This window comes from Gryllotalpicola kribbensis, assembly GCF_039538245.1.
Classification (GTDB): domain Bacteria; phylum Actinomycetota; class Actinomycetes; order Actinomycetales; family Microbacteriaceae; genus Gryllotalpicola; species Gryllotalpicola kribbensis.
On record NZ_BAABBX010000018.1, the window covers coordinates 26399 to 50196 of the forward strand.

The following is a 23798-nucleotide window of genomic DNA, read 5'->3' on the forward strand; positions in this document are numbered from 1 at the left end:
ACAGCCCGTTGAAAGGACGTGTCCGTTGCACCTGAAGAGCCTGACCCTGAAGGGGTTCAAGTCCTTCGCGCAGCCGACGACGTTCGCCTTCGAGCCCGGTGTGACCTGCGTGGTCGGCCCGAACGGCTCCGGGAAGTCCAACGTCGTCGACGCGCTCGCGTGGGTGATGGGGGAGCAGGGCGCCAAGACCCTGCGCGGCGGCAAGATGGAGGACGTCATCTTCGCCGGCACCGCGACACGCGGGCCGCTCGGCCGCGCCGAGGTGACGCTGACCATCGACAACTCCGACGGCGCGCTGCCGATCGAGTACACCGAGGTCACGATCTCGCGCACGCTGTTCCGCAACGGCGGCAGCGAGTACGCCATCAACGGCGAGTCGTGCCGCCTGCTCGACGTGCAAGAGCTGCTCTCCGACTCCGGCCTCGGCCGTGAGATGCACGTCATCGTCGGGCAGGGCCAGCTCGACCAGGTGCTGCACGCGACCGCCGACGAGCGCCGCGGCTTCATCGAAGAGGCCGCCGGCATCCTCAAGCACCGGCGCCGCAAAGAGAAGACGCTGCGCAAGCTCGAGGCGATGCAGACGAACTTGACGCGCCTGTCCGACCTCGCGGGCGAGATCCGCCGGCAGCTCAAGCCACTCGGCAAGCAGGCCGAGGTGGCGCGGCAGGCGCAGACGGTCGCCGCGGTCGTGCGGGATGCCCGCGCGCGGCTGCTGGCCGACGAGGTCGTCACCCTGCGCTCCCAGCTCGAGAACTACGGCCGCGACGAGCAGGCGCGGCACTCAGAGCGCATCGTGCTGCAGGAGCAGCTCGAGCAGAAGCGCCTGCGCATCGGCCGCATCGAGGCGGCGATGGTCGGCGACGCGGTCGATCAGGCGCGCTCGATCGCCCACGGTCTCGAGTCGGTGCAAGAGCGCCTGCGCGGGCTCGACACGCTCGCTCGCCAGAAGATCGCGCTGCTCTCCGTCGAAGCGCAGACTCCCGAGGCGGTGCCTGGGGTGACGCAGGCGGCGGTCGACGAGGCGCGCGCAGAGGCCGAGACGCTGCGCAGCGCGGTGACGGATGCCGAAGCGGCGCTCGCCGCCGCACAGGAGGCCACTCGCACGACGCGCGCACGGCTCGACGCCATCGACGAAGAGGTTGCGGCGCAGGCCGAGCTCATCTCGAAGCACGACCTCGAGCTCACGAAACTCGCCGGCCAGGCCGACGCCGCGGCTCAGCGGCTCGCGGCGCTGCGCGGCGAGGTGCTGCGGCAGCAGAACCAGCTCGACGCGGCAGCGCAGCGGCGTACGGCCGCCGAAGAGGCGCTCGCCGACAGCGAGGGCGACTCGCCCCTCGGGCCCGACGCGCAGAGCGAGCTCTCTGAGGCCTACGAGCTGGCTCAGGCATCCGTCTTCGACGCGGAAGCCGAGATCGAGAGACTGCGCGACCAGCTGCGCACGCTCGAGCGCGAGCGCGACGCCCTCACCGGGCAGGTCGGCGCGCTCGGCCGCGCGCTCGACATCGGCGGCGGCTCGGCTGACATCGTGAAGGCAGGGCTCGACGGGGTGCGCGGGCTCGTCGCCGACGCGGTGCAGGTCAAGCCGGGCTACGAGGCTGCGATCGCCACGGCGCTCGGCACGCTCGCCGACGCCGTTCTCGTCGACACGCGCGAACACGCCCGGGCCGTGCTCGAGCACGCCGCCGCGCACGAGCTCGGCCGCATCGACGTGGTCGTCGCGTCTGCGAGCGAGATGAACCCCGTGTGGCCGACGCTGCCCGGCGCACTGTCGGCGCGCGAGGTCGTGACCGCCCCGAGCGGCGTGCTCGGGGTGCTGGCGTACACGGCCGTCGTCGACGATGTCGCGGCGGCGCTCGAGCTCGGCCCGAGGCTGGCGCGCGCAGAGCTCGGCGGCCCCGTCACGATCGTGACCACCGGCGGCGAGCTGATCACCGAGTATGTCTGGCGCGGCGGCTCGGGCGAGAGCGCGGGCCGCATCGGGCTGCTGGCCGAGCGCGACGCGGCGGCCGCCCGCCTCGAAGAGCTCGAGTCGGCGATCGCGCAGGCGAAGGCCGAGCACGACGAGCAGCGCGAGACCCTGCAGGCGGCGAAGCAGGCGTCCGCGGCCGCGCTCACGCAGCTGCGCGCCTATGACGCCCAGCTCGCCGAATACACCGAGAAGACCAGCCGTCTGACGGCGCAGCTCGAGGCGGCGAACGCCGAGTCCGAGCGCATCGCGCGCAGCATCGCCGAGTCTCAGGCGAAGGCGGCCGAGGCCGAGCAGGCCGCCGCCGCGGCGAAGCGCGCGCACGAGACCCACGCGTCGAAGCCGCGCCCCATCCTCGACGTGAGCCAGCGTGACGCCGTCTACGCCGAGGTCGAGAAGGCGCGCGAGGCCGAGGTGCAGGCGCGCCTCACGGTCGAGACCGCGCGCGAGCGCGTCCGCGCCCAGCTGCAGCGTGCCGAGCAGCTCGCGCAGCGACAGAAGGCCGAGCGGGCCGCTGCGGAGGAGGCGGCGCGGCGTGCCGTCATCCGTCGCCATCAGCTGGACGCCGCGCAGGCGGTCGCCGCGGACCTGCCGGCCGTGCTGGAGTCCGTCGACCGCTCGCTCGCCCAGGCGCGGCTCGAGCTCGCGAACGCCGAGCGGCAGCGTGCGAGCCAGAACGAAGAGCTCGCGGGTCTGCGGCGCGAGGAATCCGCGCTGCGCGAGCGGCTGCAATCCGTCAGTGAGAACGTGCACGGCCTCGAGCTGCAGATCTACGAGAAGAAGCTGCACCTCTCGAGCCTGCTCGAGCGCGCCGGCAGCGAGCTCGGCCTCGTCGAGGACGTGCTGGTCGCCGAGTACGGCCCCGAGGTCGAGATCCCCGCCGAAGAGGAGGGCGGCGAGCCGACCGTCTTCGACCGCGCCGAGCAGCAGAAGCGGCTCGACAAGGCGCAGCGCTCGCTCGATCAGCTCGGCCGGGTGAACCCGCTCGCCCTCGAGGAGTTCGCGGCCCTCGAGCAGCGGCACCAGTTCCTCACCGAGCAGCTCACCGACCTGCAGAACACCCGCCGCGACCTGCTGACGATCATCGAAGAGCTGGATGCCACGATGCAGACGGTCTTCCAGGCCGCCTTCGAAGACACCAAGAACGCGTTCGCCGAGGTGTTCCCGATCCTGTTCCCGGGCGGCGCCGGCAGCATCCATCTCACCGACCCCGACGACCTGCTCACCACCGGCATCGAGGTCGCGGTACGGCCGGCGGGCAAGAAGATCGAGCGGCTGTCGCTGCTCTCCGGCGGTGAGCGCTCCCTCGCGGCCGTGGCCTTCCTCGTTGCGATCTTCAAGGCGCGGCCGAGCCCGTTCTACATCATGGACGAGGTCGAAGCGGCTCTCGACGACGCAAACCTCGGCCGCCTCCTCACGATCTTCGAGAACCTGCGCGAGTCGAGCCAGCTCATCGTCATCACGCACCAGAAGCGCACGATGGAGATCGCCGATGCGCTCTACGGCGTCTCGATGCGGCAGGACGGCGTGAGCGCCGTCGTCGGCCAGCGGGTCGGCACCGCCGCATAACTAGAATTGTCCGCATGGCAGAAGCTCGCTCGTGGTCGTTCGGCGGCGCACTCCGGAACCTCTTCACCGGCCAGCAGAAGCGGGTCATCGATGAGGACACCTGGGACGAGCTCGAGGTCGCGCTGATCGGCGCCGACTTCGGCCCCGACATCACCGAGAGCGTCATCGACGAGCTCAAAGCCAAGGTCGAGCGTTACAAGACCACCGACTACGCCGACCTGCAGCGCATGCTGCGCGAGGGCCTGGAAGAGCGCCTGTCGAAGTTCGACACGACCCTGAAGCTCACCGAGCGCCCCGCTGTCGTGCTGGTCGTCGGAGTGAACGGCGTCGGGAAGACCACGACGATCGGCAAGTTCGCGAAGTTCCTCACCAACTACGGCCGCTCGGTCGTCGTCGGCGCGGCCGACACCTTCCGCGCGGCGGCCGTCGAGCAGCTCGGCACCTGGGCCGAGCGCGCCGGCGTCCAGATCGTCAAGCCGCAGCAGCAGGGTCAGGATCCGGCATCCGTCGCCTTTCAGACGGTGGACTTCGCCAAGCGCAACGGCATCGAGATCGTGATCGTCGACACGGCCGGCCGCCTGCACACCAAGGGCGGGCTCATGGACGAGCTCGGGAAGATCAAGCGCGTCGTCGAGAAGCAGGCGCCGATCGCCGAGGTGCTGCTCGTGCTCGACGCGACCACCGGTCAGAACGGTCTCATGCAGGCGCAGGCGTTCCTCGAGAGCGCGGGGGTGACCGGGCTCGTGCTGACGAAGCTCGACGGCTCGGCGAAGGGGGGCTTCGTGCTCGCCGTGCAAGAGAAGACGGGCATTCCGATCAAGCTCGTCGGCCAGGGCGAGGGCATCGGTGACCTGACCGGCTTCACGCCGCACGTGTTCGCGCAGCAGCTGGTCGGCTGAGTTTTCTTAAGGGGCGAGCGGATGTCTGTCGAGCACGACTATTTCGGGGTGGTCGGTTCCACCGGCGGCGGGGGACTCTACTGGGACGACACGCTCGAGGTCGGCGACCAGTTCGTCGATCTGGTGCTCACCGCCGAGGACGAGGACCTCGTGAGCGCGTCGTCGCTCGATCTCGCCGCGGCGATGGCCCAGGGGCTCGAGGCGTTCGACGGCCGAGCCCGTGAGGCGCTCGTCGCGCAGCTCTCCGAGCGGCAGTCGGCGACCACGACCTTCATCGACCGCCAGGTCGACAGCAAGGGCGAGGACCTGCAGACCCTGCTCGACCTGATGGTCGACAACTCGGGCGACATCGCGATCGATGTGCTCAAGTCGTTGCAACTCGTGCGGGTCGTGCTCCACCCCGAGCACACAGAAGGCGACGACGCCTTCGCGACCTTCGACTACGCGATCGACCCCGACGAGTCCGATGAGCTGCTGGTGGTCTCGTTCGGCGCCGACGGCGATGTCATCGACGTCGAGGACGTGCCCGAGTAGCAGGCCCCCGTCAGACGCCCCCGGTAGAATCGTCGCACCATGGCGATCTTCGGCTCACTCTCCGACCGGCTCACTGAGAGCCTCAAGAACCTCCGCACCAAGGGCAAGCTCTCCGCGAGCGATGTCGACGGCACGGTTCGCGAGATCAGGCGCGCCCTGCTCGAGGCCGACGTCGCGCTCGACGTCGTCAAGAAGTTCACGGCGGCGGTGCGCGAGCGCGCCCTCTCCGATGACGTGAACCGCGCGCTGAACCCGGCGCAGCAGGTCGTTCAGATCGTCAACGAAGAGCTCATCGAGATCCTCGGCGGCGACCAGCGCCGCCTCGAGTTCGCGAAGAACCCGCCCACGATCATCATGCTCGCGGGCCTGCAGGGCGCGGGCAAGACGACGCTCGCCGGGAAGCTCGCGAAGTGGCTGAAGAAGGAGGGCCACACGCCGATGCTCGTGGCGGCCGACCTTCAGCGCCCGAACGCCGTCACGCAGCTGCAGGTGGTCGGCGAGCAGGCGGGCGCGTTCGTCTACGCGCCCGAGCCCGGCAACGGCGTCGGCAACCCGGTCAAGGTCGCGAAGGATGCCGTCGACGAGGCGCGGCGCCGCCAGTACGACACCGTGATCATCGACACCGCCGGCCGTCTCGGCGTCGACGCCGAGCTGATGAAGCAGGCCGCCGACATCCGCAAGGCGACGAGCCCCGACGAGGTTCTGTTCGTCATCGATGCCATGATCGGCCAGGACGCGGTCGCCACGGCGAAGGCGTTCCAGGAGGGCGTCGACTTCACCGGCGTCGTGCTGTCGAAGCTCGACGGCGACGCGCGCGGCGGCGCCGCGCTCTCGGTGGCATCCGTCACGGGCCGCCCCATCATCTTCGCCTCGACGGGCGAGAGCCTCGACGACTTCGAGCCCTTCCACCCCGACCGCATGGCGAGCCGCATCCTCGACCTCGGCGACATCCTCACCCTGATCGAGCAGGCCCAGCAGGCGTTCGATGAGGAAGAGGCGCGCCAGGTCGCAGAGAAGTTCGCGACCGACAGCTTCACCCTCGACGACTTCCTCAAGCAGATGCAGCAGCTGCGCAACATGGGCTCGATCAAGAAGATGATCGGCATGCTGCCGGGCGCGGGCGGCATGCGCCAGCAGCTCGACAACTTCGACGAGCGCGAGATCGTGCGCACCGAGGCGATCATCCAGTCGATGACACCGGCCGAGCGCCGCACGCCCAAGATCCTGAACGGCTCGCGCCGCCTGCGCATCGCCAAGGGCTCCGGCATGACGGTGACCGACGTGAACCAGCTCGTGAACCGCTTCGAGCAGGCATCCAAGATGATGAAGACCGTCGCCAAGGGCGGCGTGCCCCAGGTGCCCGGCATGGGGCCGATTCCCGGCGCCGGCTACGCGGGCGGCCGCGGCAAGCAGCAGCAGAAGAAGAAGGGCTCGCGCTCGGGCAACCCGGCCAAGCGGGCAGCCGAGAACGCTGCGCTGGCCTCCGGCGTCAAGCCGGGCGCCCCTGCAGAGCCGACCGGTGCCAGCTTCGGTCGGGGGAGCGCGCAGCAGACGCCCGATCTCGAGCAGATCCAGAAGCTGTTCGGCCGCTGAGCCGACTGCCCGCCGTGCATGCCCGCGCAGGCATCCAATCGCCGGTAGCGTGAAATCGTGCAGTTGATCTCTAGAGGAACCACACACAAGCTCGAAGGCACGCTGGAGATCCCGGTCTCCAAATATCACGCACACCGCGCCCTGGTGCTGGCCGCTCTGGCCGAGGGCACGAGCGTGATCACGGGGATCTCGTCGACCCGACAGGTCGAGTGGACGGTGAGCGTTCTGCGCGCACTCGGCACCGGCATCGAGATCACGGATTCCGGTTACGTGGTCACGGGAACGGGCGGTCGCTTCCACGGTGCGCCGGTCAACGAGCGCGGCTCGCGCGGCGAAGACGGCCTGCTGAACGTCGGCTCCTCTGGAACGACCCTCTACTTCATCACCGGCCTCATGTCGCTCTCCGACCGGCCCACGACGGTCACGGGCATGAAGTACTTCCGCCGCCGGCCGATCAAGGCGCTGCTCACCGCTCTCACCGAGATGGGCCTCGAGCTCGAGTCGACCAACGACTGCCCGCCGATCACCGTTCAGCCGAAGCGCCCCAAGGGCGGCGACGTCCACATCGCGGGCACGCTGTCGCAGTGGGTCTCGGGGCTCCTGCTCACGGCGATGTTCGCCGAGACCGACACCACGATCCACATCACGGGCGGCCAGCTCAACGAGCAGCCGTACGTCGACCTCACGGTGCGCATGATGCGGCACTGGGGCTTCCGCGTCGACGTCAGCGAGGACTGGCTGACCTACACGGTCCCCGCGAACCAGACCGGCACCGCCGCCGACTACACGATCCCTGCAGACATCGGATCGGCGGCTTTCGGCATCGCGGCCGCCGCGCTGCACCCCTCCGACGTCCTCTTCCGCGGCCTGCCGGCGGCGACGACCGCCGAGGTCGACCACCCCGAGGCCGAGTTCCTCGACATCGCCGCGAGCATGGGCGTCCCCATGGTCATCGACGACGAGACGGGCTGGGTGCGCATCAAGCACGACGGCATCACCCTCAAGCCGTTCGACATCGACGCGACGCCGATTCCCGACCTGCTGCCCATCCTCTCGGTGATGGCCAACTTCGCCGAGGGCACGAGCCACCTGCGCAATGTCGGCCACGTCCGCCTCAAGGAGTCCGACCGCGTCGCGGCCATGCTGCAGCTCAACAAGATGGGCGGCGACGCCACCCAGGAGCCGACCGAGCTGCACCTCAACGGCACGGCCGGTGCGCGCGGGAAGGGCGCGAAGCTCTCGAGCTTCAACGACCACCGCGTGCTGATGTCGCTGGCGATCGCGGGCACGAAGTCCGACGGCGAGACGAGCCTCACCTACCCTCGCGCCTACCGCATCTCATACCCGACCTTCCTCGAGGCGATGACCTCGATCGGGCTCGACATCGACGTCGACGCGCCGTCGAAGGGCGAGGGTGACGACGACGAGACGCAGGTGCAGGCATCCGCCCCCGTCAGCGCTGAGCCGCTCGTGCTGCCGATCGCGGTGCGCGAGTACGCCCGGACGAAGGCCGACGAAGCCGCCGTCATCGAGGTGGGCGGCACGGCGCCCGTGACGACGACGTGGGGCGAACTGCAGGCCGAGGCCGACAAGGTCTCGCAGCTGCTGCTCGAGCTCGGCGTCGAGAAGGGCGAGTCGGTCGGCGTGCAGCTGCCCAACTGGAGCGAGTTCGTCGCGATCTCGCTCGGCGCGATGCAGATCGGCGCCGTCGTGACGCCGATCATGCCGGTGTTCGGCCCGCGCGAAGTCGCCATGACCCTGTCGCGCTCGCGCGCCCGCGTGCTGTTCCTGCCGAACCTGTTCCGCAAGCGCCACGCCTCGATCGAGCTCGTCTCGGTCGCCGACGAGGCGCGCCAGCAGGGCCGCAAGCTGCACCTCGAGCACGTCATCGTGCTGCAGGCCGAGAACCGCGACGGCGGCGAGGCCGTCAACGTCCCGCCGATTCCCGAAGAGGCGGTGGCGCGCGCCGAGGCCGCGTCGTGGACGTGGCGCTATTACGAGAACGCGCTCGGCTCGGTCGACCCCGATCTCGAGCAGATCGCCGATCGGATGCCTGCGGCCGACGACGTCTGCCAGCTGCTGTTCACCTCGGGAACGACGGGGGAGCCCAAGGGCGTTCAGCACCCCTACCGCACGCTCGGCCTCGCAACGGCGCTGCACGTCCAGCGCTCGGGCCTGACCGCAGACGACCGGGTGTACATCCCGAGCCCGCTCGCTCACCAGACCGGCTTCCTCTACGGCATGCTGCTCGCGTGGCGCCTCGGCGTCGCCTCCGTCATCCAGCCCGTGTGGGACGGCCAGGTCGCGCTCGACCAGGCGTTCGGCCAGGCGAAGGCGAGCTTCGTGCAGGCGGCCACGCCGTTCCTCACCGACCTCGTGGCCCTCGTCGAAGGCGGGCAGCCCAAGCCTGAGTCGCTACGCATCTTCGTCGCGACCGGCGCCGCCGTGCCGCGCGAGCTCGCGGGCCGCGCGACGACCGTGCTCGACACCGCTGTGCTCGGCGCGTTCGGCACGACCGAGACCTGCCTCGCCACGCTCTCGGGCCCGGGTGACCAGCCCGAGAGCATGTGGGGCACCGACGGCCGCGTCCTCGACGGCATCCGCCTGCGCATCGTCGACGACGAGGGCGTCGAGGTTCCGGTCGGCACCGAGGGCAATTTCGAGTTCGCATCGCCCACGCTGTTCGGCGGCTACCTCGAGCGCCCCGATCTCACCGCCGACGTGTTCACGGAGGACGGCTGGTACAAGACCGGCGATCTCGCCTTCGTCGATGAGGCGGGCTACCTGCACATCACGGGCCGCGTGAAGGACGTCATCAACCGCGGCGGCGAGAAGATCCCCGTCGTCGAGATCGAGAACCTGCTGTACCAGCACCCGCTCGTCGCCGACGTCGCGATCGTGGCCATGCCCGACCCCCGTCTCGGCGAGCGCGCGTGCGCCTTCATCGTGAGCGCGAAGGCCGATGGCAGGCTCGAGTTCGCCGCCATGCAGGAGTACCTCAACACCCACGGCGTCTCGAAGTACTACTGGCCCGAGCGCCTCGAGTACATCGACGAGCTGCCGCGCAATGCGGTCGGCAAGATTCAGAAGAACGTGCTGCGCGAGCAGGCTGCCGCCCTCGTCGCCGGTGACAAGTAAAGGAAGACACAGTGACCGTCGCTGAATTCGACGACGCGGAGTTCGCCGCGCTCAAGGCCGAGATCACCGCGTGGGTGCAGGGGCCGGGCGAGGAGTGGGCCGAGAAGATCGAAGAGACCGGGGATGTCCCGGCCGAGCTCTTCGACGAGCTGAAGAGCCGCGGCTGGCTGAGCCTCGCCGCCCCCGCCGAGCTCGGCGGTCGCGGCATCCCGTTCAGCCGCTACCTCGAGCTGCTCGAGCAGATCTCGAAGTCGCACGGCTCGATCCGCATGCTCGTGCACGTCATCAACGGCACCTGGCGGGCGATGGCGCCGTATGCGAGCCCCGAGCTGCTCGACGAGGTCGTGAAGCCCTCGATCGCCGGCGACAAGCTCGTCGCGTTCACGCTGACCGAGCCCGACAACGGCACGGGCGCCGACATCACGACGACCGTGCGCCGCGAGGGCGACGAATACGTCATGAACGGCGTGAAGCACCTGATCACCTTCGGGGTGAAGGCCGACTACCTGCTCATCGCCGCCCGCCTCGAAGGCTCGACGGGCAACGACGGCACCGTCGCGTTCGCCATGCCGAACCGCCTGCCGGGCGCCGAGGTCATCGACGACTCCGACACGATGGGCGTGCGCGGCACCGACCACGCGATCCTCAAGTTCAACGAGGTGCGGATTCCCGCGAAGTACCGCCTCGGCGACGAGGGCCAGGGCCTCGAGGTCGCCCTCGGCGGCTTCCTGCTGCCGAGCCGCGTCTCGGTGGCGATGAGCGCCGTCGGCCTGGCCGAGCGCGCCCAGGAGCTCGCGATCGAGTTCTCGAAGGAACGCGTCACCTTCGGCAAGCCGCTCGCGCAGCGCCAGGTGATCCAGTTCTACATCGCCGAGAACTTCGGGCGGATCGCCGCCGCGAAGGCGCTCATCATCCAGGCGGCTCGCGCCTACGAGCAGGGTGCCCCCGAGGCATCCGCTCTCTCGAGCGCGGCCAAGATGATCGCCGTCGAGATGCTCGCGACGGTCACCGACAACGCGCTGCAGGTCTTCGGCGGCCGCGGCTACTGGAAGAAGAACCCCATCGAGCGCGTCTATCGCGACGCGCGCGCCCAGCGCTTCGAAGAGGGCACGAACGAGATCCAGAAGCTCGTCGTCGCCCGCGCCGCCATCACCGGCGAGGCGAACACGGAAGGAATCCTGAATTGGTAGACAGCACGCCCCGCGTCGTCGTCATCACCGGCGCGAGCCGCGGCATCGGCCGGCTGCTCGCTGAGAAGCTCGGTGCCGAGGGCGCGCATGTCGTCATCAACTACAAGAAGAACGCCGACCTCGCCGAGGAGTCGCTCGCGGCCGTGCGCGCCGCGGGCGGCGACGGCATCACGGTGCAGGCCGACGTCGAGGTGCCCGAGGGCATCGAGGCGCTGTTCGCCGGTGTCGACGAGCACTACGACCACATCGACGCGTTCGTCGCGAACGCGGCCGCAGCGGCGTTCAAGCCGATCACCGAGATGAAGGTGCACCACATCGACCGCAGCTACGCGATGAACGCGCGCAGCTTCGTGCTCGGTGCCCAGCAGGCCGTGAAGCGGATGCCGCGCGGCGGCCGCATCCTCTACATCTCGAGCTACGGGTCGCTGCGCGCCTTCCCGACCTACGCGGCGCTCGGCGCCTCGAAGGCCATGGCCGAGCAGTACATGAAGTACATGGCGGCCGAGTTCGGCCCGAAGAACATCACCGTCAACGCGGTCAACGGCGGCCTGATCGACACCGACTCGCTGGACTACTTCTACAACAAGGTGCCGGGCATGGCGCCGATGGACTCCGTGATCTCGAAGCTGCCGCTGCAGCGCCCCGCGAAGGCCGACGACATGGCCGACGCCGCGCAGTTCCTGCTCTCCGACAAGGCCGGCTACATCACCGGCCAGGTGCTCACGGTCGACGGCGGCCTCACGATCATCGCCCCGCCGTTCTGGTCCGACACGACCGGCGGGCTGCACGCCTCCGTCTTCGGCGAGTGATGGAGCTTCTCCGCCGCCCGTGGCGGCTCGGATCCCTTGAGCTGCCCCATCGCGTGGTGATGGGCAGCATGCACACGGGTCTCGAGCCGCGCGGCGACGGCGGAGAGGCCCTCGCCGCGTTCTACCGCGAGCGCATCGAGGGCGGCGCGGCGCTCGCGATCACGGGCGGCATCTCGGTCAACGAGGAAGCCCGCGGCGGCCCCGACTACGTGGTCATGACGGACGCCTCGACCATCGCCTCGTATCGGCGGGCGACTCGTGCCGTGCACGACGCGGGCGGATTCCTGTCGGCCCAGCTGTTCCACGCCGGCCGCTATGCCGTGGGGGAGTGGGCCGTCGCCCCGAGCCCCGTGCCGTGGCGCGCCGCCCGAGGGCTCGTTCCGCGCGAGCTCACGGGCGCCGACATCGAGCGGACGATCGCCGACTTCGCCGCCTCGGCGGCTGCGGCCCGCGAGGCGGGCTTCGACGCCGTCGAGCTGATGGCGTCGGAGGGCTATCTGCTCAACCAGTTCCTCTCGCCGCTCACCAATCAGCGCACCGACGAGTGGGGCGGCGACAGCGTCGCGCGCATGCGCTTTCCGCTCGCGGTCTTCGAGGCCGTCCGCGCGGCCGTGGGCTCGGACTTTCCGGTCTCGGTGCGCATCTCGGCCACCGACCTGATGCCGGGCTCGACCACAGAGGCCGAGGTGGATGCCTTCGCCCTGGCCCTCGCCGATGCCGGCGTCGACGCGCTGAGCATGGGCGTCGGGTGGCACGAGTCGAGGGTGCCGACGGTGCAGGCATCCGTGCCCCATGGCGCCTGGATCGCCTACGGCGAGCGGCTCGCCGACAGCGTGCACGCGCGCCACCCCGGCCTTCCCGTCATCGGCAGCAACCGCGTGATCGACCTGCGCGACGCCGAGGGCGTGCTCGCGCGCGGCCACGTCGACGCGGTCGCGCTGGCCCGGCCGTTCCTCGCCGACCCTGAGATCGTGAACCGCTCGTTCGCGGGCGAGTTCGCGCTGATCAACTCGTGCATCGGCTGCGACCAGGCCTGCATCGACCGCTCACTGGTGTTCCGCGAGATCAGCTGCCTCGTCAATCCGCGCGCCGGGCGCGAGACCGAGTTCCCGCTCGGTATCACGAACGCGCGCAAGAGCGTCGCCGTCGTGGGCGGCGGGCCGGCCGGCCTCGCCGCGGCCGACGACCTCGCTCGCCGCGGCCATGACGTCACGCTGTTCGAGGCGCGCGCCGAGCTCGGCGGCCAGTTCGGGCTCGCCGCCCGCGTGCCCGGCAAAGAGGACTACGCGCTCACGGTGCGCTCGGCGGCCAAGCGGCTGGCAGCCGCCGGTGCCCAGGTGCGCACGAATGAGCGGGCGGATGCCGCGCGCCTCGCCGCCTTCGACGGGGTCGTCGTCGCCTCGGGCGTCACTCCGCGTGCCGTCGACATCGCGGGTGCCGGGCTGCCCCACGTGCTGAGCTACGAGCAGGCCATCCGGCAGGGCGTTCCGGCCGGCACCGTCGCCATCATCGGCGGTGGCGGCATCGGCGTCGATCTCGCCGCCTTCCTCGTCGAGTCGCACGACGAGAAGACCCGCGCCCTCGCCTTCGAAGAGCGCTTCGGTCTTGACGGCGCGGCCGAGTTCGCGCGCTCGCGCCCCACCAGGGCGCTGCACAGGCCGCGCCCCGGTGACGAGGTGACGGTGCTGCGCCGCAGCGGCAAGTTCGGCCAGGGCGTCGGCATCACGAGCCGCTGGGTCAACGTCGGCGCCCTGCAGCACGCCGGCGTCCGCATGCTCTCGGGAATCGACTACCGTCGCATCACGCCGGAGGGGGTCGAGGTCGTGCACGCCGACGGCACGATCGAGCTGATCCCCGGCGATACGGTCGTCGTGTGCGCCGGGCAGGAGCCGCACGAGGATCTCTCCGCCGAACTCGTTTCCGCAGGCATCCCTCATGAGATCGTGGGCGGCGCGCGCGACGCGCGGTCCGTCGATGCCGTGCGCGCGACGAGCGAAGGGCTCGCGGCGGCGCGCGCGCTGGCCGATTAGTCCCCCTGCCCGATCGTCTGGCAGAATGGAATGTCGGTTTTATGCGTTCCGACCCTCTATCCGAACGCGTGAGACCTCCATCAGACCTCCTGCGCGGGTGTGCACCCCACAGCCTGCGCAGTCAGTTCGCTTACAACCTTTGAAATCAACAGGAGAACTGTGGCTGTCAAGATCCGCCTCAAGCGCCTCGGCAAGATCCGTGCCCCGTACTACCGTGTCGTCGTCGCCGACTCGCGCACCAAGCGCGACGGTCGCGTGATCGAAGAGATCGGCAAGTACCACCCCACCGAGAACCCCTCGGTCATCGACATCGACTCCGAGCGCGCGCAGTACTGGCTCGGCGTCGGCGCACAGCCGACCGAGCAGGTCGCGGCGCTGCTCAAGCTGACCGGCGACTGGGCGAAGTTCAAGGGCGAGAAGGACACCGAGTCGAAGGTTCAGGTCGCTGAGCCGAAGACCCCCTTCGTCGCCGACGAGAAGAAGAAGCCGGTCCTCAAGCCGAAGACCGAGACCCCGGCCAAGGCCGAGGCTCCTGCGGCCGAGGCTCCCGCCGAGACCGAGACCGCTGCCGACGAGGCTGCTGAGTAGGTTCCCCCACGATGCTCGCTTCCGCTGTCACCCACCTCGTCAAGGGGATCGTCGACCACCCCGACGACGTTGAGGTCGCGCAGACGAGCTCACCGCGTGGCGAGGTCCTCGAGGTTCGCGTGAACCCCGAGGACCTCGGCCGCGTGATCGGCCGCGGCGGTCACACCGTCAGCAGCCTGCGGACCGTCGTCAACGCCTTGGCGAAGGGTGAGCGCGTCCGCGTCGACATCGTCGACACCGACCGCTGATGGCGGCCGACTCCGTGCCGTCCGAACGGCCTGCATCCGGCACGCAGCTCCGCGTCGGGCGCCTGACCAAGGCCCACGGCCTCAAAGGCGCGATCAAGCTCGAGCTGTACACCGACGACCCCGAGCGCCGCTTCGTTCCCGGCGCCGTGTTCTCGCTCCAGGTTCCCGACACATCGAAGTGGCACGGGAAGAGCCTCGAGCTGCGCGAGCTGCGCTGGTACAACGGCCACCCCGTGGGCTTCTTCGTCGGCGTCGACGACCGCACCGAGGCCGAGACGCTCATCAAGGCCATCCTCTGGGTCGACGCCGTCGACGACGCTCCCGAAGAGGACGCCTGGTACGACCACCAGCTCGTCGGCCTGACCGCGCTGCGCGACGGGGCACCCGTCGGCACCGTGGCGCGCGTCGACCACCTGCCCGCGCAGGATCTGCTCGCGATCGAGACGGATGCCGGCGAGGTCCTGGTGCCGTTCGTGTCGGCCATCGTCCCCGCGGTCGACCTCGCCGCAGGCACGCTGACCGTCACCCCGCCCGCGGGCCTCTTCGAAGAGCTGCCCGACGACGACGCCGCGCCCGAGGCCTGATAGCTCGCTTTCACCGCCCGGAAACATCCGGGTGCAGTCGCCGGAAACACGGCTCTCATACGTTCGAGCCATGACGGTACCGGCGCTTCTCGCAGTCGTCGAGGGCGGGAGCGACGTCATCGACGACGGCGCCGTCGAGCAGCTGCTCAGCGCGGTGCGGCGCGCCGCCCCCGAGCTGCGTGTGGTGCCGGCGGTCGTCGACGTGCATCAGGTCGAGCTCGAGCCGCTGCTCACCGCCGAGTTCGGCGACGGCGAGCCTGTCGTCGCGGTGCCGGTCATGCTGTCGCCGCCCGCGCATCTGCACCGGGATCTCGAGCGGTGCCTCGCCGCGGGTTCCCCGCGCCGCGCCACGCTCACGGCCGCCCTCGGTGCCGACGACTCCATCGTCGCGCTGCTCGCCGAGCGACTGCGCAGCGCCGGTCTCGGGGCAGACGATGTCATCGTGATGGCCGCCGCGGGCTCGAGCGATCACCAGGTCGTGCGCGACAGCGTCGACGTCGGGCGCAGGCTCGCGCATGCGCTCGAGCGCTACGTCACGGTCGGATTCCTGTCGGCGGCCGTCCCGCGGCTGGCCGCCGCGGTCGAGACCATGCGCGGGCTCCACCCGGGCAGTCGCGTGGCCGTCTCGAGCTACCTGCTCACCCCGGGGCGGTTCGCGGAGTCCGTCGTGGACGTGGGCGGAGACGTCGTCGCCGGCCCTCTGCTGATGCGGGGCCGTCGGCCGCCCCAGGCGCTCGTCGACCTCGTGCTGAACCGCTACCGGCAGGGGGCGTCCGAGCTGGCGCCCCTGCGGCGGGTGTAGCGGTGCGGCATCCGTCATAATTCTCTGATGCGCATCGACATCGTCACGATCTTCCCGACGTTCTTCGATGCCCTCGACATCTCGCTCCTCGGCAAGGCGAAGACGAGCGGCCTGCTCGAGCTCGCGGTGCACGACCTGCGCGACTTCACGCATGACAGGCATCGCACCGTCGACGACACGCCCTACGGCGGGGGGGCGGGCATGGTCATGAAGCCCGAGCCCTGGGGTGAGGCGCTCGACGAGGTGCTCGACGGCGCGGAGGACCCGCTCGTCATCTTCCCGTCGCCCGCCGGCGAGGTCTTCACGCAGGCGACTGCGCGGGCGCTCGCGACCGAGCAGCACCTGGTCTTCGGGTGCGGGCGGTACGAGGGCATCGACCAGCGGGTCTTCGACGAGGCATCCGAGCACGCGCGCGTCAGGCTCGTGAGCATGGGGGACTACGTGCTCAACGGCGGAGAGGTGGCGGTGATGGCGATGATCGAGGCGATCGGCCGTCTCATCCCGGGCGTCGTCGGCAACCCCGAGTCGCTCGTCGAGGAGAGTCACGAGAACGGGCTGCTCGAGTACCCGAGCTACACGAAGCCCGCCGTCTGGCGGGGGCGCGAGGTGCCGCCCGTGCTGCTGTCGGGCAACCACGGGGCGATCGCCGAGTGGCGGCGCGAGCAGCAGCTCGAGCGCACGCGGCGGGTGCGCCCCGATCTGCTCGCCGACTGATTTGGCTGCTCTGCCGCGCTCTGGCAGAATGGATGTTTGTGCCGCGCGCGGCCCTGCCACAGGGGAGCGCAATCGGGCGGCACCGCCTACATCTTCATCATGCTGCGTTTGTCAGCACAGACCAGCGGCCGACCTGTGGCGGTCGCAGAGAGCGAACAGCCATGCACATCCTCGACCAGGTGGATGCCGCCAGCCTCAAGTCCGATGTCCCCGAGTTCCGCCCCGGCGACACCGTCAAGGTGCACGTCAACATCGTCGAAGGCAACCGCTCCCGCGTCCAGGTCTTCCAGGGCGTCGTCATCGGCCGCTCGGGCCACGGCGTGCGTGAGACCTTCACCGTCCGCAAGGTGAGCTTCCAGGTGGGCGTCGAGCGCACCTTCCCGGTGCACTCGCCGATCATCGACAAGATCGAGGTCGTCACCCGCGGTGACGTCCGTCGCGCGAAGCTCTACTACCTGCGCGAGCTGCGTGGCAAGAAGGCCAAGATCAAGGAGAAGCGCGAGGCGTAAGCCGCGCCGCCTTCTGACTCGGAACGCGTAACGCATTCAAAAAGACAGAGCCCCCGACCCCCTTAGACTGGGCCGGGGGCTCTGCTCGTTGAGGCCCCGAGACAAGGGCGAGATGGCAGAGAGCATGACGGATCCGGCGGCGACCCGAGGGGCGCAGCGCACCGCCACCCGAAGCAGGGGCCGAGCCGTGTGGCTGTTCATCCGCGACATCGTCGTCATCTTCATCGTCGCGCTGCTGGTCTCGTTCCTCATCAAGACGTTCCTGATCCGGTCCTTCTACATCCCCTCGGCGTCCATGGAGGACACGCTGATGGGCGGCCCGGGCGCACCCGACAACGACCGCATCATCGTCAACGAGCTCGAGCCGAAGCTGCTGCCCGTGCACCGCGGCGACATCGTGGTCTTCACCGACCCGGGCGGCTGGCTGACGGCGAGCGAGAACGTCCCGGCGGCTGAGCCGAGCAACCCGGTCGCGCGCGGCCTCAGCGACTTCTTCACCTTCATCGGACTCGGCACCAACGACAGCGACAACCATCTCGTCAAGCGCGTCATCGGGCTGCCGGGCGACCACGTGGTGTGCTGCAACGCGCTCAACCAGATCACGGTCAACGGAGTGCCCCTGAAGGAGCCGTACACGACGGTGCAGCCGGGGGAGCAGGCCGCGAGCAAGACCTTCGACGTCACCGTGCCGCCCGGCAAGCTGTGGGTGCTCGGCGACAACCGTGCCGACTCGGCCGACTCGAGCCAGCATCAGAATCTGCCGAGCAAGGGCTTCGTTCCGGAATCCGATGTCGTCGGCCGCGCCTTCGTGATCAGCTGGCCGATCTCCCGCTGGAGCTGGCTCTCCAACTACCCCGACGTCTTCCGCGGCGTCGCGAAGAACGGCTCGTGACCCCCGTCTCCTCTGCCGCGCCGACGCTCGAGGCCGAGCGCGAGCTGTTCGCTTCCGGGGCGCGCTACGTCATCGGCGTCGACGAGGTCGGCCGCGGCGCGCTTGCCGGCCCTGTCGCCGTGGGCATGGTCGTGATCGGCGCGCAGATGCCGGCCCACCCCGAGCGGCTGCGCGACTCGAAGCTGCTGTCCGAGGCGGTCCGCGAGGAGCTCGCGCCGCTGTGCGCCGGGTGGGGGCTCTTCTCGGCCGTGGGCGAGGCGAGTCCCGCCGAGATCGACGAGCACGGCATCATCGCCGCACTCGGGCTCGCCGGGTGGCGCGCGCTCGGCGCGCTGCGGGCGGCCGGGGCGCCGCTCGACGAGGCATCCGTTCTGCTTGACGGCAATCACGACTACCTGAATCCCGTGCTCGAGACGCGCATGGCCGTGACGACCCGCATCAAGGGCGACATGACCTGCGCGTCGGTCGCCGCGGCATCCGTCATCGCCAAGGTGCACCGGGACCGGTTCATGGTCGGGCTGCACGACGCCTTCCCGGCTTACGGGTGGGCCTCGAACAAGGGCTATGCGGCCCCCGCGCACCTGGCAGCCATCGCCGAGCTGGGGCCGTGCGACCACCACCGCCGGACCTGGATCCACTGAGGCCCCGCGTGTGCGCGCGGCCCTAGACTGAGTCCAAATGGACGAGGACGAATTCGACGACTACGACCGTGAGGTCGAGCTGGCTCTGTACCGCGAGTACCGCGATGTCGTCAGCCAGTTCAAGTACGTGATCGAGACCGAGCGCCGGTTCTATCTGGCCAACGAGGTCGAGTTCGTGCGGCGTGACACCGAGCACGACTTCTACTTCGAGCTGACCATGCACGACGTCTGGGTGTGGGACGTCTATCGTGCCGACCGGTTCGTCAAGTCCGTACGGGTGCTGACCTTCAAGGACGTCAACATCGAAGAGCTGTCGTCCAAGGAATTCGAGCTTCCGAAGGAGCTCGCGCTCGACGAGTAGCGCGCGTCATTCCGCTCACAGGGGCCGGTTGCCTGCACTTGTCCACGATTCGGGCCTCCTGGCCCGCGGGGCGGTGGATGCCTCGGCCACGCTGTCGGCATGGCAGAGAAAGACGTGCTCGGCAGATCCGGCGAACAGCTCGCCGCGAGCTTCCTCGAAGCCGGCGGCTACCGCATCGTCGGGCGGAACTGGCGGGGGAGCCGGGGCGAGCTCGACATCATCGCCGAGCATGAGGGCACGACCGTGTTCGTCGAGGTCAAGACGCGGTCGAGACTCGGGTTCGGGCATCCGTTCGAGGCGGTCACGCCGGCCAAGCTGAGAGCGCTGCGGCGGCTCGCGGGCGAGTGGTGCGCCCAGTCCGAGAGCGTGCGCGGGCGCATCCGCCTCGACGTGATCGCCGTGATCGGCGGCCTCGACGGGCCGGCCCGCATCGAGCACCTGCGCGGTGTGGGCTGATGGGCGTCGCACGCACGCTCGCGGTCGCGCTGCAGGGGCTGCGTGGCGCACTGGTCGACGTCGAGGCATCGATCACGTCCGGCCTGCCGAAGTTCACCCTGATCGGTCTGCCCGACGCATCGCTGTCCGAGGCGGCGCACCGGGTGCTCGCCGCCGCCTCCAATTCGGGCGCGTCGCTGGCGCAGAGCCGCGTGATCGCGAACCTCTCGCCCGCGACCCTGCCGAAGCACGGCTCGGCGTTCGACCTCGCCATCGCACTCGCCGCCATGGCCGCAGCCGGAAGCATCTCCTCGGCGTCCATCGCGGGCACCGTGCACCTCGGCGAGCTGGGGCTCGACGGCAGGGTGCGGCCCGTGCTCGGGGTGCTGCCAGCGGTGCACGCCGCGGTCCGCGCCGGCGCGCGCCGGGTCATGGTTCCGCTCGGGAACCTCGCGGAGGCGCAGCTGGTGCCTGACGTCGAGGTGATTCCCGTCGCGTCCCTACGCGACGCGGCGATCCGGCACGGCGGCGACTTCACGCCGATCCCCGTCGAGCCGGTGCTGGCCGCACCGGTCTCGCCGCGCGCCATCGACGACCTCGACCTGTCAGAGGTGATCGGGAACGATGACGCCGTGCGCGCTCTCGTCGTCGCGGCGGCGGGCGGCCACCATGCGTATTTCCTCGGGCCGCCTGGGGCCGGCAAGACCATGCTGGCCGAGCGGATGCCGGGGCTGCTGCCCGACCTCGACGAGCGGGCCGCGCTCGAAGCCACGTCGATCCGCTCGCTCACGGAACTCGGCTCGGTGAGCGAGCTCGTCACACGCCCGCCGTTCGAGGCTCCCCATCACACGGCCTCGGCCGCGGCGCTCGTCGGCGGCGGCAGCACCCGCATCCGCCCGGGCGCCGCCGTACGCGCGTCGCACGGCGTCCTCTTCCTCGACGAGGCGCCCGAGTTCCAGCCCGCTGCGCTCGATGCGCTGCGGCAGCCGCTCGAGTCCGGTGTCATCACCATCAGTCGCGCCCACCATCAGGCCGAGTTCCCCGCGCGGTTCCAGCTGGTGCTCGCCGCGAATCCGTGCCCGTGCGGGCTCTACGGGGTGTCGGCCGACAAGGAGTGCACCTGCGGGCCCGGCCGCCGGCGGGCCTACCTCAATCGCCTGTCCGGCCCGCTGATGGACCGCATCGATCTGCAGCTCACGGTGAACCGGCTCGCGCCCGCGCAGCTGCTGGCCGCAGGCGACAGGCCGCGACGGACCAGCGCAGAGGCGCGGCACCAGGTCGAGCTCGCCCGCGCCGCCGCCCGCGAGCGCTTCGCGGGCGCCGGGTGGGAGATCAACGGGCGGATTCCGAGCAAGTGGCTCACCGAGGGGCCGGGCCGGCTGCCGAAACGCATCACCTCGTCTCTCGACCGCCACTACCAGCGGCACGCCATGACGATGCGCGGGTACGTGCGCGTCTTGCGCGTCGCCTGGACGCTTGCGGACCTCGATGGTGCCGTCTCGCCGGGGGCCGAGCATGTCGGGGCGGCGATCGCGCTCCGGGAGGGGGACAGCGCATGACACCATCGATCGGTATCGGGGCCGGCGAGCGTGCAGAGCTCTGGGACAGGTTGCGGCCGGGCAGGGCGAGCGACGACGCCGAGCTGACCGCCCGTGTGATCTGGAGCGCCCTCGCCGAACCCGGGGACGGCGTCGCCGGTCGGCTCATCGACGACCTCGGGGCCGCCGACGCGATCGAGCTGGTCTATCGTGACGAGCCTTTCGCCTCGCCGAGCGCTCTGCGCCACGAGGCGACGGCGGTGGCGACCGCCGTTCATGCCGCCTACTCGGTGCGCGGCCTCGAGCCGCCTGCGGGGGTCCGGGCCGGGTTCCTGCGCTGGCAGCCCCGCATGTCACCGATGTTCATCCGCTCAGTGTTCGCGATGGCCGCCGCATCGGGCACGGAGCTTCTCGTGCCCGATGATCCGCAGTGGTCGGCCGGCTTCGCGGGCCTGGGCGATCACGCACCACTGCTGCTGTGGGGGCTCGGCAATGTCGAGCTGCTGGCGGGCTACGGCACGTCCGCGGCGATGGTGGGCACGCGGGCCGCGACCGGCTACGGAACCCACGTCGCTACCGAGCTGTCGGCGGGGCTCGCCGAGCGCGGGTGGACGGTGGTCTCGGGCGGCGCGTACGGCATCGACGCCGCGTCGCATCGTGCGGCGCTCGCGACGCACGGGAACACCGTGGCGGTGATGGCGGGCGGGCTGAACAGCTTCTACCCGATCGGCAACAGCGAGCTGATCGCCCGCGTCGCCCGCGAGGGCCTGGTCGTCGCCGAGGTGCCGTTCGGCACACCGCCGACGCCGTTCCGCTTCCTCGCCCGCAACCGCATGATCGCGGCGATGGCGAGCGCCGTGGTCGTCGTCGAGGCGGGCGCGCGTTCGGGATCGATCAACACCGCCAATCACGCCTCAGACATCGGGCGGCCCATCGGCGCCGTCCCCGGCCCGATCACCAGCCCGTCCTCGGTGGGGTGTCATCGGCTTCTGAAGGAGGGCAGAGCGGAGGTGGTCGAAGGCGTCGACGACATCATTCGGATCGCACACGGCGAGATCGACGAGCCAGAGCCGCTTGCCGATCCGGAGGATCCCCGCTACGGCAGAGCGCTCTCGGCGCTCAGCACCCGCAGCGCCCGCCCGGTGGCCGAGGTCGCCAAGCGCAGCGGCTTGGGCGAGGGCGAGACGGCGGGGCTGCTCGGTGTGCTGCTGCTCGACGGACGGGTGCGCAAGACCGACGCGGGGTGGGTGTCGCTCCCGCGCCGGGCATGAGGGCGCTGCATGCTGATGGAGTGAAGCTCTCCGATGCGATCGTGCGCTTTCTCGAGCACGCGCGCTACGAGCGCGGACTGTCCGAGGCGACGATCTCGTCGTACCGCGCCGATCTCGGCAGGCTGCAGAGCTTTGCGGCCGAGGCGGGCGTCACCTCGCTCGGCGACCTCGATCTCGAGGTGCTGCGGGCGTGGCAGTGGCAGGGCTCCGAAGCAGGTCTCGCCGCGTCGACACTCGCCCGGCGCAGTGCAGCGGCGCGCAGCTTCACGGCCTGGGCCGCGCGCACCGGCCTGCGCGAGACAGACCCGGGCGTGCGGCTGACTTCGCCGAAGCGGGGGCGGCACCTGCCGCGAGTGGTGCCGCAGCAGCAGATGTCCGAGCTTCTCGAGAGAGCTGCGCAGCGTGCCGAGACCGGGGATCCGACGGCGGTGCGCGACCGTGCCCTGCTCGAGCTGCTGTATGCGAGCGGCGTCCGCGTCTCCGAGCTCGTCGGCCTCGACGTGGCCGATCTCGACTTCGATCGCCTCACCATGGTCGTCACCGGCAAGGGGGCGAAGCAGCGCACGGTGCCGTTCGGGGTGCCTGCGCTCGGCGCCGTGGTCGACTATGTGCGCACCGCTCGTCCGACTCTCGCGGCGCGTGCCGACGGTGACGCGGGCGACGCGCTCTTCCTCGGAGCCACGGGGCGGCGCCTCAGCACACGGGCCGTCTACGAGGTCGTCTCGCGCGCGCTCTCCGCGTTCCCGGGCGGCGGCCCGCACGGGCCGCACACGCTGCGGCACACGGCGGCCACGCACCTGCTCGACGGCGGCGCCGATCTGCGTGCCGTGCAGGAGCTGCTCGGGCACGCGAGCCTGGGCACGACGCAGATCTACACGCATGTCTCGGTCGAGCGGCTGAAGCAGAGCTACGCGCAGGCGCACCCTCGCGCCTGACGCGGGCGCGGCAGTGTCGTCACTGCAGCGGCAGCAGGACCGCGGGCGGGATGCCGGCGAAGTACAGCATCGGCGAGACGTATTCGCCGTCGACGCGCACCCCGACGTGCAGGCACACGCCGTCGCAGTGACCGCCGCGCGCGACGGTGCCGAGCGCGTGGCCGGCCGTGAGCATCGTGCCCGTGTCGGCCGTCGCCGTCACGGGCTCGAAGCTCACGAGCACATGCTCATCGACGCGCAGGGTGACGACAGGCCGGTCGACGACGACGCCCGCGAACTGGACGACCGCGTCGGCCGGGGCGAGAACGACATCGCCAGGCGCGGCCGCGAAGTCGACCCCGCGATGCCCCGCCGCGTAGGGCCCGGGCGGGGCCAGGAAAGGGTGCAGCACCGCCGCAGGGGGAGAGGTGGGCCACCGCCAGTGAGGTGCCGCAGGCGCGGCATCCGTCGCGGAGGCTGACGCGGGGACGAGCGTGAGCGCGAGGGCGACCAGGACGCACCACGTGATCTTCGCTGCCGACATGCCCGTCAGCATCCCAGGGCGGCCGGGCG

General features: G+C 70.4%; 22 protein-coding genes. 21 read left to right on the forward strand and 1 reads right to left on the reverse strand.

Features of this window, described 5'->3' with window-relative positions:
* Positions 1–25 precede the first annotated feature (25 nt).
* The 21 genes from smc to ABD716_RS15980 all read left to right on the forward strand — a co-directional run bounded on the left by smc (position 26) and on the right by ABD716_RS15980 (position 23246).
* Complete coding sequence (smc, locus tag ABD716_RS15880; protein WP_344778673.1) at positions 26–3535, forward strand: chromosome segregation protein SMC; 3510 nt, start codon at positions 26–28, stop codon at positions 3533–3535.
* Positions 3536–3549: 14 nt separating this feature from the next.
* Entirely contained in the window at positions 3550–4434 is an 885-nt protein-coding gene (ftsY, locus tag ABD716_RS15885; protein ID WP_344778675.1) for a signal recognition particle-docking protein FtsY, read from the forward strand.
* A 21-nt stretch (positions 4435–4455) separates the two neighbouring features.
* Complete coding sequence (locus ABD716_RS15890; RefSeq protein ID WP_344778677.1) at positions 4456–4968, forward strand: DUF2004 domain-containing protein; 513 nt, start codon at positions 4456–4458, stop codon at positions 4966–4968.
* A gap of 39 nt (positions 4969–5007) precedes the next feature.
* On the forward strand, positions 5008–6561 hold the full coding sequence (gene ffh / locus ABD716_RS15895) for a signal recognition particle protein (protein ID WP_344778679.1): 1554 nt from the start codon (positions 5008–5010) through the stop codon (positions 6559–6561).
* 57 nt (positions 6562–6618) lie between these two features.
* Positions 6619–9699, forward strand: coding sequence for a 3-phosphoshikimate 1-carboxyvinyltransferase (aroA, locus tag ABD716_RS15900; RefSeq protein ID WP_344778681.1), 3081 nt, complete (start codon positions 6619–6621; stop codon positions 9697–9699).
* Positions 9700–9710: 11 nt separating this feature from the next.
* Entirely contained in the window at positions 9711–10889 is a 1179-nt protein-coding gene (locus tag ABD716_RS15905; RefSeq protein ID WP_344778683.1) for an acyl-CoA dehydrogenase family protein, read from the forward strand.
* Positions 10883–11698: an SDR family oxidoreductase gene (locus ABD716_RS15910; protein ID WP_344778685.1), complete on the forward strand. Its 816-nt coding sequence runs from the start codon at positions 10883–10885 to the stop codon at positions 11696–11698. The genes ABD716_RS15905 and ABD716_RS15910 overlap by 7 nt, the downstream gene beginning before the upstream one ends.
* Positions 11698–13728: an FAD-dependent oxidoreductase gene (locus tag ABD716_RS15915; protein ID WP_344778687.1), complete on the forward strand. Its 2031-nt coding sequence runs from the start codon at positions 11698–11700 to the stop codon at positions 13726–13728. Before ABD716_RS15910 ends, ABD716_RS15915 begins: the two co-directional genes overlap by 1 nt.
* A 159-nt stretch (positions 13729–13887) precedes the next feature.
* On the forward strand, positions 13888–14316 hold the full coding sequence (gene rpsP / locus ABD716_RS15920) for a 30S ribosomal protein S16 (protein WP_344778689.1): 429 nt from the start codon (positions 13888–13890) through the stop codon (positions 14314–14316).
* Positions 14317–14327: 11 nt separating this feature from the next.
* Positions 14328–14564 carry an RNA-binding protein gene (locus tag ABD716_RS15925; RefSeq protein WP_344778691.1) on the forward strand — a complete coding sequence of 79 codons (237 nt, stop codon included), beginning with the start codon at positions 14328–14330 and terminating at the stop codon, positions 14562–14564.
* Positions 14564–15148: a ribosome maturation factor RimM gene (gene rimM / locus ABD716_RS15930; RefSeq protein WP_344778693.1), complete on the forward strand. Its 585-nt coding sequence runs from the start codon at positions 14564–14566 to the stop codon at positions 15146–15148. Before ABD716_RS15925 ends, rimM begins: the two co-directional genes overlap by 1 nt.
* Positions 15149–15218: 70 nt before the next feature.
* Positions 15219–15950, forward strand: coding sequence for a sirohydrochlorin chelatase (locus ABD716_RS15935; RefSeq protein WP_344778695.1), 732 nt, complete (start codon positions 15219–15221; stop codon positions 15948–15950).
* A 27-nt stretch (positions 15951–15977) separates the two neighbouring features.
* Positions 15978–16664 carry a tRNA (guanosine(37)-N1)-methyltransferase TrmD gene (gene trmD, locus ABD716_RS15940; RefSeq protein WP_344778697.1) on the forward strand — a complete coding sequence of 229 codons (687 nt, stop codon included), beginning with the start codon at positions 15978–15980 and terminating at the stop codon, positions 16662–16664.
* Positions 16665–16825: 161 nt separating this feature from the next.
* Positions 16826–17173, forward strand: coding sequence for a 50S ribosomal protein L19 (gene rplS / locus ABD716_RS15945; RefSeq protein ID WP_344778699.1), 348 nt, complete (start codon positions 16826–16828; stop codon positions 17171–17173).
* 112 nt (positions 17174–17285) lie between these two features.
* On the forward strand, positions 17286–18065 hold the full coding sequence (gene lepB, locus ABD716_RS15950; RefSeq protein ID WP_344778701.1) for a signal peptidase I: 780 nt from the start codon (positions 17286–17288) through the stop codon (positions 18063–18065).
* Positions 18062–18706 (forward strand): ribonuclease HII, encoded by a 645-nt coding sequence (locus tag ABD716_RS15955; RefSeq protein WP_344778703.1) that lies wholly within the window; start codon positions 18062–18064, stop codon positions 18704–18706. The genes lepB and ABD716_RS15955 overlap by 4 nt, the downstream gene beginning before the upstream one ends.
* A gap of 37 nt (positions 18707–18743) precedes the next feature.
* Entirely contained in the window at positions 18744–19067 is a 324-nt protein-coding gene (locus tag ABD716_RS15960) for a DUF2469 domain-containing protein (protein ID WP_344752209.1), read from the forward strand.
* A 99-nt stretch (positions 19068–19166) separates the two neighbouring features.
* On the forward strand, positions 19167–19523 hold the full coding sequence (locus tag ABD716_RS15965; protein ID WP_344778706.1) for a YraN family protein: 357 nt from the start codon (positions 19167–19169) through the stop codon (positions 19521–19523).
* Positions 19523–21061, forward strand: coding sequence for a YifB family Mg chelatase-like AAA ATPase (locus tag ABD716_RS15970; RefSeq protein WP_344778708.1), 1539 nt, complete (start codon positions 19523–19525; stop codon positions 21059–21061). Before ABD716_RS15965 ends, ABD716_RS15970 begins: the two co-directional genes overlap by 1 nt.
* Positions 21058–22311 carry a DNA-processing protein DprA gene (gene dprA / locus ABD716_RS15975; RefSeq protein ID WP_344778710.1) on the forward strand — a complete coding sequence of 418 codons (1254 nt, stop codon included), beginning with the start codon at positions 21058–21060 and terminating at the stop codon, positions 22309–22311. The genes ABD716_RS15970 and dprA overlap by 4 nt, the downstream gene beginning before the upstream one ends.
* Before the next feature lie 20 nt (positions 22312–22331).
* The gene (locus tag ABD716_RS15980; protein WP_344778712.1) at positions 22332–23246 is read left to right on the forward strand and encodes a tyrosine recombinase XerC; all 915 of its coding nucleotides are present in this window, start codon (positions 22332–22334) and stop codon (positions 23244–23246) included.
* 19 nt (positions 23247–23265) lie between these two features.
* Here ABD716_RS15980 and ABD716_RS15985 read toward each other — a convergent pair whose 3' ends face one another.
* Positions 23266–23769 carry a peptidoglycan DD-metalloendopeptidase family protein gene (locus tag ABD716_RS15985; RefSeq protein WP_344778714.1) on the reverse strand — a complete coding sequence of 168 codons (504 nt, stop codon included), beginning with the start codon at positions 23767–23769 and terminating at the stop codon, positions 23266–23268.
* Positions 23770–23798 lie beyond the last annotated feature (29 nt).